Source organism: Paenibacillus mucilaginosus 3016, from assembly GCF_000250655.1.
Taxonomy (GTDB): domain Bacteria; phylum Bacillota; class Bacilli; order Paenibacillales; family NBRC-103111; genus Paenibacillus_G; species Paenibacillus_G mucilaginosus.
The window spans coordinates 7,541,402-7,554,704 of record NC_016935.1 but is presented as its reverse complement, the minus strand read 5'-3'; the positions used below and the strand labels follow the sequence as shown (position 1 = coordinate 7,554,704).

The window sequence follows — 13,303 nt, the reverse complement described above, 5'->3', positions numbered from 1 at the left end:
GTTTATGGTATAATGGGACTATCTTGTTAGAAATGGGAGTGCGAAACCGGCAATGATGGAAGAACAACGCAAGCTGCTGATCGTCGACGGAATGGCTCTGTTGTTCCGGGCGTACTACGCGAACGCGTACGGCGGATACATCCGCAGGACGTCAACCGGCATACCGACCAATGCGGTATACGGATTTTTCAAATATTTCCTTGATGCGGTCCAAACGTTCAAGCCCACGCACGTCATCTGCTGCTGGGATATGGGGAGCAAGACGTTCCGCACGGAGCAGTATTCGGGGTACAAGGCGAACCGGCCGGAAGCCCCGCTGGAGCTCATCCCGCAGTTCGATCTCGTGAAGGAAGCCGTTGCGAGCTTCGGCGTGCCCAACATCGGCTTCGCCGGCTATGAAGCGGACGACTGCATCGGGACGCTGGCAGGCTGCTTCGGACAGGAGATGCAGGTGATGATCCTGACGGGGGACCACGACATGCTGCAGCTGGTGAGCGGGCAGGTGAGCGTGATCATCATGAAGAAGGGCGCTTCGAACTATGCGGTCTACACGCCGGAGGCGCTGCTGCTCGAGAAGGGACTGACCCCGCAGCAGTTCATCGATCTCAAGGGCCTGATCGGCGATACCAGCGACAACTATCCGGGCGTGAAGGGGATCGGTGAGAAGACGGCCGTGAAGCTCCTGCTCGAATACGGAAGCATCGAAGGCATTCTCGAGAACCTGGAGAACCTGCCGAAGGGCGTACGGACCAAAATCTCGGCGGACCTCGAGATGCTGCACCTCTGCCGGGACCTCGCCAGAATCCGCTGCGACGCGCCGGTGGCCTGCTCGGTCGAGGACAGCTGCTGGAACCCCGATACGGATACGGTGCGCAGCAAGTTCGTCGAGCTCGAGTTCAAAGGGCTGCTCGGGGAGCTGCGCTGGATCGGGGCGGCGGTTTCTTAACCGGCCGGCCTGTCCGGGCCTATTGATTTGGGTGGGCGTTTTCGGTATGATAACGACAAAACAGGCCATTTGGATGAAGTTTCCTGACTATCCTTGGCTGCAGGAGGCATGGGAGCAGGTGCAAAGATTCGCCAAGGAATCACGATGCTACAAGACATCCCGGATTTTCCCGACCGATGTCAACAATCATAATACCCTGTTCGGCGGCAAGCTCATGGCTTATATCGACGATATCGCTTCCATCGCGGCCACGAAGCACTCACGGTGCAGCGTGGTGACGGCCTCCACGGATTCGGTCGACTTCCTGTCCCCGGTGCGTCCCTCCGATTCGGTCTGCCTCGAAGCCTACGTTACCTGGACAGGCCGCAGTTCGATGGAAGTGTTCGTCAAGGTATCGACGGAGGACCTGCTCTCGGGCACCCGCAAGATTGCGGCGACGTCGTTCCTTACCTTCGTGGCCCTGAACGCCGAGGGACGTCCGTCTCCCGTGCCGCAGGTGGTGCCTGAATCCGAAGAGGAGCGCAAGCTCTTCGAGACGGCCGAGGCCCGGGCGGAGATGCGGCGGCTGAGGCGCGAGCAGAGCCGGAACTTCGCGGGTGTGCTGACCACAACCTTCCCTTGGGAGACATAGGGGTGGTGCCGCAATGAAACTCGACATATCCGAGAAATCGCTGCCGGTCTACGAAGCGCTGGCCAGCGGCGTGCGGCTGCAGATGATCCGTCTGCTCGCCGTGAAGCCCATGAATGTCAAGGAGCTGGCCGGAGCCCTCGGGCTGAGCTCCGCGATCATGACCATGCATATCAAGAAGCTCGAGCGCGCCGAACTGATCAAGACCGAGATGTTCCCGGGTAAAGGGGGCGCCCAGAAGGTATGCTCGCTGAATGTGGACTCGCTGCATATCGAGTTCCCTCAGGGGGACAGTGTGCAGCAGTCGTACTATGAGACCGAGATCGGCGTAGGCCATTACACCGACTTCGAGATCCAGCCGACCTGCGGTCTGGCGACGAGGGAGAAGATCGTCGGCGAATACGACGATCCCCGCTTCTTCCTGTCCCCGGAACGCTTCGATGCCCGGATCCTCTGGTTCGGGCAGGGGTACATAGAATACAAGGTGCCGAACTACATGCTCGGCAACGAAACGCCGACGAAGCTGGAGATTTCGCTGGAGCTCGGTTCGGAGGCTCCGTCGAGCAACAACGATTGGCCTTCGGATATCCACTTCGCCTTGAACGGCGTTCCGCTCGGAGCCTGGACGTCGCCGGGCGACTTCGGCGGCCGCAAGGGAAAGTATACGCCGGAGTGGTGGTCGATCGACTGCAACCAGTACGGCCTGCTCAAGGTGCTCCGCATCGACGCGGAAGGCACGTTCATCGACGGATACAAGGTGTCGGAGGTGACGCTCGAGCAGCTCGATATCCGGCGCAAGCAGTGGACGCTGCGGCTCTCCGTGCCGGAGGATGCCCAGAATGTCGGCGGGCTGACGATCTATGGGGAAGGCTTCGGCAACTACGACCAGAATATCCTGTTCCGTTTGTTTTACGAGAAGGTACGTGACTAATACCATCGGTTCCTGTGGGAGGAGAGAGTGGATATGAGCAACATCAACGTATGGGAGAACGCCGAGCCGGGCGTCAAACGCAAAATTTTCGAGCCGGGCGCGGGCATCATGATGATGGAAGTACACTTCGAGGATGGGGCGGAAGGGTATATTCACAGCCATCCGCACGAGCAGCTGTCCTACTGCCTGAAGGGCCGTCTGGAATTCACGATCGACGGGGAGAAGCAGGTGGTATCCGCCGGCGAGACGATTTACATCCCGAGCGGCGCGAAGCACGGCTGCCGGGCGCTCGAGCCGAGCGCGCTGCTTGATTCCTTCACGCCGGTGCGCGAGGATCTTGTGAAGCGTTAATGCGTCTTTTGCAGTTCGGGAAATGAAAGCCATAGGCATAATAAAAACGCGCATCGTCCCGCTTTGGGAGGTGCGCGTTATTTATTTGCCGGGCGGGCTGTTTTGCTTTTGGATACCGCCGGGTTAAATATCCGTGAAGTTGATCGGACCGACCACTTCGGTCAGGAATTCGCGCAGCTCCGCGGCCTCTTCCTCGGACAGCTTGTACGCATGCTCGAGGTAGCCTTCCTCCTCGAGATCGTCCGGGCCGATGACACAGGTCTTGCCGGTCTGCAAATCCGTCACCAGCTTCTTGCCGTAGAAGCGGTTCGTCGTGGTGATGGCCAGGTCGAACCGGCGCAGCGATTCCCCAACTACACAGACGAAGCGGGTCGTGGTTTCTTCCGTGCCGTCATACAAAAAGTCAAATTCCGACATGCCGTTTCCTCCGTTCCTCCTGCAGCGGGGCTGCAGATATTCCAACCGGATCATTATACCAGATTAGCGGAAGACGTGGCAAAATCGTGCGGAAACGGCTCGAAGCCGAGGGGGAACGCACGCATTTCCTCCAATTGCCTCGGATGAAAACCGGATGAACATGCTTGGGATTCGTAGTCAATTGCCGGGAAACATGGTACAATCGGAGGAAGCGACACCAGATGTCATTTTTTATTATGATGCATAGGTACAGAAACGGAGGATTACAGAGCAATGGCCAAGGCTAAGATGAGAAGCGACATGATCAAAAAGGGCTTCGACCGCGCACCTCACCGCAGTCTGCTTCGTGCAGCGGGTGTGAAAGAAGAGGATTTCGACAAGCCGTTCATTGCGGTGTGCAATTCGTATATCGATATCGTACCGGGTCACGTTCACCTTCAGGAATTCGGCAAGATCGTGAAAGAAGCCATTCGCGAAGCGGGCGGCGTGCCGTTCGAATTCAACACCATCGGCGTGGACGACGGCATTGCTATGGGCCATATCGGCATGCGTTACTCGCTGCCGAGCCGTGAGATTATCGCCGACTCGCTCGAGACGGTGGTGGCTGCCCACTGGTTCGACGGCATGGTCTGTATTCCGAACTGCGACAAGATCACACCGGGCATGATGATGGGCGCGCTGCGCGTCAACATCCCGACGATGTTTGTCTCCGGCGGTCCGATGAAAGCGGGCAAGACGAGCGACGGCCGTTCGATCTCCCTCTCCTCGGTATTCGAAGGCGTAGGCGCTTACCAGGCCGGCAAAATCGACGACAAGTCGCTGCTCGAGCTCGAACAGTACGGCTGTCCGACATGCGGGTCCTGCTCCGGTATGTTCACGGCGAACTCGATGAACTGTCTGGCCGAAGGCCTTGGCCTGGCACTGCCGGGCAACGGCACGATTCTCGCGATCTCCGAAGACCGCAGAGAGTTCGTGAAGAGGTCCGCGAAGCAGCTCATGGAGCTGATCAAGCTCGACATCAAGCCGCGTGACATCGTGACGATCGAAGCGATCGACAATGCCTTTGCCCTTGATATGGCGATGGGCGGCTCCACGAACACCGTGCTTCACACGCTGGCTCTGGCGCATGAAGCGGGCTTCGAATATCCGATCGAGCGCATCAACGAAGTGGCGAAGCGCGTGCCGCACCTTGCGAAGATCGCTCCGGCCTCCGATTACCATATCGAAGACGTACACAATGCCGGCGGCGTCAGCGCGGTGCTCAACGAGCTGTTCAAGAAGCCGGGCGCGCTGCACGGCGACTGCATTACCGTAACGGGCAAGACGCTGGCCGAGAACGTCGCAGGCTGCGAGATTCTCGACAAGGATGTCATCCATCCGCTGGACAACCCGCACTCCGAGCAGGGCGGCCTGGCCGTACTGTTCGGCAACTTGGCTCCGGGCGGCTCGATCATCAAGGTCGGCGCGGTGGACAAGTCCGTCGGCGGCTACCACAAGGGGCCTGCGATCTGCTTCGATTCCCAGGAAGCGGCGCTCGAAGGCATTGCCAACGGGAAGGTCAAGGAAGGCCACGTAGTCGTTATCCGCTACGAAGGTCCGAAGGGCGGCCCGGGTATGCCCGAGATGCTCGCTCCGACATCGCAGATCGTGGGCATGGGCCTCGGCGCGAAGGTCGGTTTGATCACTGACGGCCGCTTCTCCGGTGCATCCCGCGGGATCTCCATCGGCCACATCTCGCCGGAAGCGGCGGAGGGCGGTCCGATCGCCTTCGTCAACGACGGCGATATCATCGAGCTTGATCTGGTCAACCGCACGATCCAGCTCGAAGTCAGCGACGAAGAGATGGAAGCGCGCCGTGCGAACTGGAAGGGCTTCGAGCCGAAGGTGAAGACGGGGTATCTGGCCCGTTATTCCAAGCTCGTAACCAATGCCAGCACCGGCGGCGTAATGAAGATCTGATCGGTAATGAAGATCTGATCCGCAAAAGCAAGGACAGCCTGACCGTACGCGGCAGGCTGTCTTTTTTTCGTTGGTCCACAAGCGCTGGTAACCGCTTCTTGGAACGGTTTGGTTAAGACGCGTTCTACGGTCCCGTGGCCGTTACGACTCCACCCGATCGTCCCCCATGGAATCGTGGGTCGGGTGGCCGCCGGGATAGTCCCGGGACATGCCGGCATGCAGCTCCCGGTTCTCGTAGGCAAAGCGCTTCTGCGGCCGCTGGTCGTCCCGCCACGGCGTGCTCTTGCCGAGGCCCTCGGTCAGGGCGCTGCTGCCGTAGGGACCCTCGGGGAACTCCTCGGCCGTCAGGTCATTGCGCATGGATTCGACGGTCGCCAGGTCCGTATACTTCTGATGGGGCGCCTGATCGGCAAATCCGTCGTCATTGCGGTCGGTGATGTCTTTGTCCATAGTTCATCCTCCTGTAAGTCAGAGCTCTGCTCCGGTAGCATTCCCCAGAGGGATACAAAATATCCAATTCCTGCTTGACGTCCTTCTTTCGCCATGGTACTATGGTACTAATTTCAAACGACGAACAAATGAGGAAGCACCTCTCTTGCCTAACCGGCCGGAGGGGTGCTTTTTTGCATGGGCATAAGGTTCTAGTTCTAGTTTGGAAACCAAACACCTGAGGAGGACTGACATATGAATTTGATGTTTCTGAACAGCATGGAGAAGACGACGGCGGAGGGGGAAGTGTTCACAGCCCAGGTATCGATCGGCGAGAGTGAAGGCAGCTGGATCGTCATGTGGAACGAATCGCCGGACGAAGGCCTTGGAGCGGCGGAGACCTGGTATGAGGGCAGCGAGTGGAGCGGTATGATGAAGGCGTTCCGCGAGCACGTGTTCGCGAAGCAGTGCGAAGGCTACACGCCGCTGCTCGAGATGCAGGTGAGCGAGATGGATGGGCTGGACGGGCGCATGGCTTACATGCAGCCGCTGCACTTCTACAGCGAGCGGCATGCCCAGGAGGAGCTGTACGAGGCGCTCCGCCAGTGGCGCTTCAAGCAGGCGTCGCAGGAGGGCAAGGCGCCGTTCATCGTGGCGACCAACCGTCTGCTCAAGATGATCTCCGCGTTCGTGCCGCAGACGGAGGAGGAGCTGCTGCAGCTGCCGGGCTTCGGCAAGACGAAGGCGGCCTCCTACAGCGAAGCGATCCTGGCGCTGACCGCCGGGCGCGAGCGCATGGGCAGCTTCCCGCTGACGTGGGTGGAGTCGGCCGTCGATCCGGCGGAGCTGAACGCCTGGCTGCTCGGAGAGAAGGAGCGCAAGCTGAAGGCCGAAGCCGACAAGCGGGAAGTGAAGCGCCGGCTGCTGGAGGCGGCGCAGCGCGGGGCGAAGCTCGACGAGGTCCAGGAGGAGACGAAGATGCAGCGGCGCAATCTGCTGCTCTGGCTCGAGGAGCTCGACCGGGACGGCTATGATCTTGAAGCCTTCATCGAAGTGATGCTGGAGGAAGTGGAGGAAGCCCGCATCGCGGCGGCCTGGCAGGCGTTCGAACAGCAGGGGGACCGCTACCTGAAGCCGATTCTGCAGGCCGTATTCACGAGTGAAGAGCTCTCTGCTAAGGACAGCGACCGGGCTTACGAGTGGCTGCGCCTGCTCCGCATGAAGTACCGTAAGGCGAACGCCGTAAGGCAGAGCGCGGCATCGTAAGCGGGGACCACGTATCGCTTCAACACAACAAAACCCCGGACCTCCATCAAAGGAAGTCCGGGGTTTCTCTTGCCGGCGAAGGGCTCACAGCCAGTCTTTCTTGCGGAACAGCCAGAACATGGCGATGCCGAGGAACACCATGCCGAAGATAATCGAGAGCCCGCCCCAGTGCGTATCGGCTCCGGGAATGTATGTCACGTTCATCCCATAGATCCCGGTGATGAACGTCAAGGGCATGAAGATCGTGGTGATGGCCGTGAATACCCTCATGATTTCGTTCGCCCGGTTGGCCAGAGACGACTGGTAGGCTTCACGCAAGTTGCCCATGAGTTCGCGGAACGTATCGAACGTCTCGGAGATCTTGACCGCGTTCTCGTAGATATCGCCGAAGTACTTCTTCAGCGGCTCGGAGATCAGCTTCAATTCCTTGCGGCCCAGGGTCGCGATCACTTCACGCTGCGGATTCAGCACCTTCTTCAGCCACAGAATCTCGCTTCGCAGACCGATGATCTCGTTGAGGTGCGCTTTCTTCGTGTGCATGAGGATCTCTTCCTCAAGCTTCTCAATCTTTGCATCGATCCGGTCGCCGACAAGGGTATAATTATCGATGATAAGGTCGATGAGGTGGTACAGGAATTCGTCGGGCGCCTTGACCTCCTCCTCCCAGAGGACGGGCTTCAGGGCGCGGATTTCGTTAATTTTTTGCCGTGTGATCGTTATGATGTAATGCCTGCCGAGAAAGATGTTCAGGGCACGCAGAAAAATTTCTTCGTCATCAAAGCGGATGGAATTAAATACAATGAAATAGTGCGTGTCGTACAATTCGATCTTCGGACGCTGTTCTTCTTCCGTCAGCACATCCTCGACAGCCAGTTCGTGAAGGTGGAACAAGGGCTGAAGCATCTCGAGATCCTCCGGTTCGGCGTCGATCCAGTAGAATCCGTGATGCGGCGGGACCACCGTCTGGGTAATATCCTCCACCAATGTAAATATGCCGTCCTGCACCAAGCGTGCCTTCATAGGTCTCACCCTTTCGTGTTGCCGAAACCGGAACACGACCCTTACCGATGGCGTGCGGACTGCAAAAACCTGCTGTGGGCGTCAGCCGGAGATTCGGCCGCGGAGGGCAGGCGGATGGCAGAATCGAACGATGGCAGGGGGCCGGGTTCCATTCGGAATATGAAGCTTTAATTGAACGCAGAAGCGACTCCTCGGGTCTCCGTCCATTCGTTTGATCGCACCCCTTTGACTAAGAAGATTGTCGAACCCTTGTCTAGTATAACTCGGTGTTTTCAAGAACACAATGCAGATTTGAGGGCCTCTTGTAAGGTATGTTCGCGATGCTTCCATGGTGCAGCCGGCTCCTCCGGCAGGGAAAATAAACGGACTCGGGGCATGGACTCCCCCTTGACGGGCGCTTTCTTTTCGATTAAAGTATTGTTATCCAAAACAACTGAATAGATTCGGTTTCACACTCTTATCAAGAGCAGGTTGAGGGACTAGCCCGATGATACCCGGCAACCGACAATCCTTTGCAGACAACAGGCAGGTAAACAGACACGAAGCGAAGGCATTGCACGGTGCTAATTCTTGCGGAAGCGTAACGGCTTCTGATAGATGAGAGAGAGGACGATGTAATTACAAAGGCCTTTCTCGTCGCGCGCGGGGAAGGTCTTTTTTGATGCAATGCCCGGCCTTCTCCCTCGCAGAGTGCGGGAATAACGAATCGATCCCAAGAAGGAGTGAAACCCGGATGCCTATTAAAGTACCTGATCAACTGCCCGCCAAAGAAGTTCTGATTAACGAGAATATCTTCGTCATGGACGAGAGCGTGGCGTTTCACCAAGATATCCGCCCCCTGCGGATTGCGATCATGAACCTGATGCCCACCAAGGAAACGACGGAGACCCAGCTCCTCAGGCTGATCGGGAACACTCCGCTGCAGGTCGAATTCATTCTGCTGCACCCGAAGACGCATACTTCGAAGAACACCCCGGTCGAGCACCTGGAGCAGTTCTACAAAACCTTCGAAGACGTCAAGCACGAGTATCTCGACGGCATGATCATTACAGGCGCTCCTGTGGAACAGCTGAATTTCGAACATGTGAACTACTGGGACGAGCTGGCCGAGATCATGAACTGGTCCCGCACGCATGTGACCTCCACCCTGCATATCTGTTGGGCGGCGCAGGCCGGCCTGTTCCATCACTACGGCGTGCCGAAGCATCCGCTCGAGGAGAAGATGTTCGGAGTGTTCCCGCACACGATCTCGAAGCCGAACGTGAAGCTGCTCCGCGGGTTCGACGAAGCGTTCTATGTGCCGCAGTCGCGCCATACCGAAGTGCGCCGGGAGGATATCCTGAAGCATCCGGAGCTCGAGATTCTATCGGAATCCGAGGATTCGGGCGTCTACATCGTCGCGACGAAGGACGGCCGGCAGATCTTCGTCACCGGGCACTCGGAGTACGACGCTTGTTCGCTCAAGGCGGAATACGACCGGGATGTGAACAAAGGGCTCGATATCGCGATTCCGAAGAACTACTATCCGAATAACGATCCGACGCGGCAGCCGCTCAACACCTGGAGAGCCCATGCGAATCTGCTTTTCTCGAATTGGCTCAACTACTATGTCTATCAGGAAACGCCCTATGACCTGTACAAAGGAGAATATGTGATATGAGTACGAACGAGGAACAGAAGCCGCAGTTCAGCAAGCTCCAAATTGAAAGCCGCCTGGCACAGATCGGCTCTATCGAAGAGCCCGTTACCGGGGCCGTATCCTTCCCGATCTACAATTCGACGGCATTCCGCCATCCGAAGCTTGGCCAGAGCACAGGCTTTGACTACGCCCGCACGAAGAGCCCGACCCGTACGGTGCTCGAGAAGGCGATCGCGGAGCTGGAATCCGGCGACGCCGGCTTTGCTTGTTCCTCCGGCATGGCCGCCCTGCAGACGATCTTTGCCTTGTTCCGCCAGGGCGACCATCTGATCGTATCGCTGGATCTCTATGGGGGCACGTACCGCCTGCTCGAGAAGATCATGTCCCGCTTCGGTGTGACGGCGACCTACGTGGATACCAACGATCTGGATGCGCTGGAGGCGAGCGTGCAGCCGGGAACCAAAGCCGTGCTGATCGAAACGCCGACGAATCCGCTGATGATGGTCACCGATATCGAGCTCGTGTGTACATGGGCGAAGAAGAAGGGCATCCTCACCATCGTGGACAACACGCTGCTGACGCCGTTCTTCCAGCGCCCGATCGAGCTCGGAGCCGATATCATCATCCACAGCGCGACGAAGTACCTCGGCGGCCACAACGACGTGCTGGCCGGTCTCATCGTCACGAAGGGCAAGGAGCTCTCCGAGGAGATGGCCTTCCTGCACAACTCCATCGGAGCCGTTCTCGGGCCGCAGGATTCCTGGCTGCTCATGCGCGGGATGAAGACGCTCGCGCTTCGTATGGAGCGCCACCAGTATAACGCGACGAAGATCGCCACGTTCCTGCAGGAGCATCCGGATGTGGAGACAGTCTACTATCCGGCGCTTCCGTCCCACCCGGGGCACGAGATTCAGAACCGGCAGTCGTCGGGCAACACGGGGATTTTCTCATTCAAAATGAAGGACGCCCGCACGATCGAACCGATTCTGCGCCACATCAAGCTCATTGCCTTCGCCGAGAGCCTCGGCGGGGTGGAATCGCTGATGACCTATCCGGCCGTGCAGACACACGCGGATATTCCGGAGGAGATCCGCCGCAAGGTGGGGGTCGACGAGAAGCTGCTGCGCTACTCGGTAGGCATCGAGCATGCCGACGACCTGATCGCCGATCTGTCCCGGGCGATTGAGCTCGCGAAGCAGGAGATCGAGAGCGGTACGCCGGTTCTCGGCTGATCCGCAGGAAGCGTCTTTGCGCGTATATATAATAGGAAGAAAGAGGAGTGCCTGCCAAGCAGGGCTCCTCTTTTTTGTGTTGGCTTCGGTCCTGCATCCGGCTTCATATCCTTGGGGAACCCTCGCTTATCAGTCAACCGTCAGGGTCCGTCCATGTTCTGCCGAAGGGAGGAGGTCTATAATAAGACTTGCAGGCAGAGGTTATCCAATATGAAGATGAAGATAGAGATGGAGATTAGGGGAGGAACCAAGATGATGCGCAAACGCATGGTATTGACTGTGCTCGTTCTGCTGTTCGGAGCCGCGGTGCAGGCGGCAGCAGCCAAAGACAAGGGGGAGACGGGAGAGGCGGGACGTCCGCTGCCCGTGAAGAAGATTCAGGCGGAGCAGGCGTTTGAGGGCCGGACGGGAACCTTTGTCATCAAAGACCTGCACAGCGGGGATACGTATGTCTATAACCGGGAGCGGGCGGAGACGCCGTTTACCCCCGAGTCGACCTTCAAGGTGGCGAATGCCCTGATCGGACTTCAGAATGGAGCGGTGCGCGATGAGTATGACGTGAAGCGCTGGGACGGGACCATACGCGAATTCGAGAGCTGGAACCGGGATCACACGCTGGGATCGGCGATGCGCGAGTCCGCCATCTGGTATTATCAGGCCTTGGCCCGGGATATCGGAGCGGAGCATATGCAGCAGGGGCTGGACAGCCTGTCCTACGGCAACCGGGACCTCAGCGGAGGCATCGACCGGTTCTGGCTGGACAGCACGCTGAAGATTACGGCGATGGAGCAGGTCGACTTCCTTGAGAAGCTGGTACGGGAGCAGCTGCCCCTGGACCGCCCGGTCATGAAGACGGTGAAGCGCATGATGATCCAGGAGGAGGGCGATACCTACACGCTGTACGGCAAAACGGGCACCCGCCTGTCCGATTACGGGCTCGGCTGGTATGTCGGCTTCCTCACGGGGGAGAAACGCAGCTATGTCTTTGCGGCGAATCTCGAAGGCAGCGGAACGGAGGCCAAGGCGGCGGTGACGGGCATTCTGAAGAGCCATGGGCTGCTCCCTCTCCAGTAACCAGATTTCCCTTCAAGCAGCTAAGCGGGGCTTTTTCCGTCCTATGCTTTTTGCTGGCTTAGGGTATCCTATCCAAGAGGCGAGCCAGTTTCGCCGCTCTGACATTCCGGGTTCCATCGAGGCACCCCGGCTGTTCACATAATGTTTGCAAAATATCCGCGGGGAGAACCGGAGGGTTCTTCCTGCGGCCTTTTTGTATAGCGGGGATGGAGCGGTTTGTGGTACGATGGGGAGTATAAAGGAGATGAAATGCGATGAGTTCCATCGATCGTATCTTGGATTCGGTGCTGGCAGGAGAACGCCTTGGCGTGGAAGACTGCATCGCGCTGTATGAATCCGACCAGATTGAGAAAATGGGCCACGCGGCCAATCAGATCATGCTGAGGCATCACCCCGAGCCGGTGACGACCTTCGTGATCGGACGCAATATCAATTACACCAACATCTGCGACGTATTCTGCCGGTTCTGCGCATTCTACCGTGCTCCGGGTTCACCGGAGGGTTATGTTCTGCCGGATGAAGTTATATTCCAGAAGATTCAGGAAACGATCGATGTCGGTGGCACCGAGATCCTTATGCAGGGCGGCGTGAATCCGGACCTGCCGTTCTCCTACTATACAAACCTTCTCCGCGAGATCAAGAAGCGCTTCCCGGCGATTACGATGCATTCCTTCTCGCCGGCGGAGATCATGAAGATGCAGGTGCTGTCCGGCCTCTCTCTCGAAGAAGTGATCCGCGCGCTGAAGGAAGCGGGGCTCGACTCCCTCCCGGGCGGCGGCGGCGAGATTCTGGACGACCGCACGCGGCGCAAGATTTCGAGACTCAAAGGCTCGTGGCGCGATTGGATGGACGTCATGCATGCGGCGCATAAGGTCGGCATGCATACGACCGGTACGATGGTCATCGGCTTCGGCGAATCGAATGAAGAACGGGCGCTGCACCTGCTGCGGATCCGCGAGCAGCAGGATCTGTCGCTGGCAAGCGGGTTCCCGGTTCCGGGCTTCCTGGCCTTCATCTCGTGGACCTTCCAGCCGGAGAATACGAACCTGAAGGCGGAGAAGCTGGGTGCGGAGGATTACCTGAAGAACGTGGCGATCTCCCGCCTGATGCTCGACAACGTCAAGAACTTCCAGTCTTCCTGGGTGACCATGGGGCCGGAAGTGGGCAAGCTTTCGCTGCATTACGGCTGCAATGACTTCGGTTCGACGATGATCGAGGAGAACGTGGTTTCCGCGGCGGGCACGACCCATAAGGTCAATATTTCTTCCACGCTGCAGCTCATCCGCGAAGCGGGCAAGATTCCGGCCCAGCGCAATACGAAATACGACATTCTGCGGATGTTCGATGATGAGACGGTGCAGGTAGAGAACGACTTTATCATGCAGAACTAGATTCATACAGGGAAGACCGC

At 58.2% G+C, this 13,303-nt stretch carries 13 protein-coding genes and 1 riboswitch; of the genes, 10 read left to right on the top strand and 3 right to left on the bottom strand.

The window, feature by feature from the left end:
- The first annotated feature begins 52 nt into the window (after nucleotides 1–52).
- From PM3016_RS31295 to PM3016_RS31280, 4 genes are all read left to right on the top strand, one after another.
- Complete coding sequence (locus PM3016_RS31295) at nucleotides 53–946, top strand: 5'-3' exonuclease (protein ID WP_014372156.1); 894 nt, start codon at nucleotides 53–55, stop codon at nucleotides 944–946.
- Nucleotides 947–1,019: 73 nt separating this feature from the next.
- The gene (locus PM3016_RS31290; protein ID WP_013920441.1) at nucleotides 1,020–1,577 is read left to right on the top strand and encodes an acyl-CoA thioesterase; all 558 of its coding nucleotides are present in this window, start codon (nucleotides 1,020–1,022) and stop codon (nucleotides 1,575–1,577) included.
- A 13-nt stretch (nucleotides 1,578–1,590) separates the two neighbouring features.
- Nucleotides 1,591–2,505 carry an ArsR/SmtB family transcription factor gene (locus PM3016_RS31285; RefSeq protein WP_013920440.1) on the top strand — a complete coding sequence of 305 codons (915 nt, stop codon included), beginning with the start codon at nucleotides 1,591–1,593 and terminating at the stop codon, nucleotides 2,503–2,505.
- A 33-nt stretch (nucleotides 2,506–2,538) separates the two neighbouring features.
- Entirely contained in the window at nucleotides 2,539–2,856 is a 318-nt protein-coding gene (locus PM3016_RS31280) for a cupin domain-containing protein (protein ID WP_014372155.1), read from the top strand.
- 123 nt (nucleotides 2,857–2,979) lie between these two features.
- Here the strand turns inward: PM3016_RS31280 and PM3016_RS31275 are convergent, their stop codons facing one another.
- Nucleotides 2,980–3,273, bottom strand: a complete 294-nt coding sequence (locus PM3016_RS31275; RefSeq protein WP_013920438.1) for a DUF3055 domain-containing protein — start codon at nucleotides 3,271–3,273, stop codon at nucleotides 2,980–2,982.
- A gap of 273 nt (nucleotides 3,274–3,546) precedes the next feature.
- On the opposite strand from PM3016_RS31275, the gene ilvD reads away from it, so the two are divergent.
- Nucleotides 3,547–5,232 carry a dihydroxy-acid dehydratase gene (gene ilvD, locus PM3016_RS31270; RefSeq protein WP_013920437.1) on the top strand — a complete coding sequence of 562 codons (1,686 nt, stop codon included), beginning with the start codon at nucleotides 3,547–3,549 and terminating at the stop codon, nucleotides 5,230–5,232.
- A 141-nt stretch (nucleotides 5,233–5,373) separates the two neighbouring features.
- Here ilvD and PM3016_RS31265 read toward each other — a convergent pair whose 3' ends face one another.
- On the bottom strand, nucleotides 5,374–5,682 hold the full coding sequence (locus PM3016_RS31265; protein ID WP_014372154.1) for a hypothetical protein: 309 nt from the start codon (nucleotides 5,680–5,682) through the stop codon (nucleotides 5,374–5,376).
- A gap of 234 nt (nucleotides 5,683–5,916) precedes the next feature.
- Between PM3016_RS31265 and PM3016_RS31260 the strand changes: the two genes are divergently transcribed.
- The gene (locus tag PM3016_RS31260) at nucleotides 5,917–6,927 is read left to right on the top strand and encodes an HRDC domain-containing protein (RefSeq protein WP_014372153.1); all 1,011 of its coding nucleotides are present in this window, start codon (nucleotides 5,917–5,919) and stop codon (nucleotides 6,925–6,927) included.
- Nucleotides 6,928–7,011: 84 nt separating this feature from the next.
- On the opposite strand, the gene corA is transcribed toward PM3016_RS31260, so the two are convergent.
- The gene (gene corA / locus PM3016_RS31255) at nucleotides 7,012–7,947 is read right to left on the bottom strand and encodes a magnesium/cobalt transporter CorA (protein ID WP_013920433.1); all 936 of its coding nucleotides are present in this window, start codon (nucleotides 7,945–7,947) and stop codon (nucleotides 7,012–7,014) included.
- Nucleotides 7,948–8,401: 454 nt separating this feature from the next.
- A riboswitch (SAM riboswitch) is annotated at nucleotides 8,402–8,551 on the top strand.
- A gap of 129 nt (nucleotides 8,552–8,680) precedes the next feature.
- Here corA and metA point away from each other — a divergent pair.
- The 4 genes from metA to mqnC all read left to right on the top strand — a co-directional run bounded on the left by metA (nucleotide 8,681) and on the right by mqnC (nucleotide 13,283).
- Nucleotides 8,681–9,607 carry a homoserine O-acetyltransferase MetA gene (gene metA / locus PM3016_RS31250; protein WP_013920431.1) on the top strand — a complete coding sequence of 309 codons (927 nt, stop codon included), beginning with the start codon at nucleotides 8,681–8,683 and terminating at the stop codon, nucleotides 9,605–9,607.
- A complete protein-coding gene (locus PM3016_RS31245) occupies nucleotides 9,604–10,818 on the top strand; it encodes an aminotransferase class I/II-fold pyridoxal phosphate-dependent enzyme (RefSeq protein WP_014372152.1) in 1,215 nt (404 codons plus the stop codon). The genes metA and PM3016_RS31245 overlap by 4 nt, the downstream gene beginning before the upstream one ends.
- Nucleotides 10,819–11,073: 255 nt before the next feature.
- Entirely contained in the window at nucleotides 11,074–11,892 is an 819-nt protein-coding gene (gene blaOXA / locus PM3016_RS31240; RefSeq protein ID WP_041617986.1) for a class D beta-lactamase, read from the top strand.
- Between the two features lie 254 nt (nucleotides 11,893–12,146).
- The gene (gene mqnC, locus PM3016_RS31235; RefSeq protein WP_013920428.1) at nucleotides 12,147–13,283 is read left to right on the top strand and encodes a cyclic dehypoxanthinyl futalosine synthase; all 1,137 of its coding nucleotides are present in this window, start codon (nucleotides 12,147–12,149) and stop codon (nucleotides 13,281–13,283) included.
- The last annotated feature ends 20 nt before the right edge of the window (nucleotides 13,284–13,303 follow it).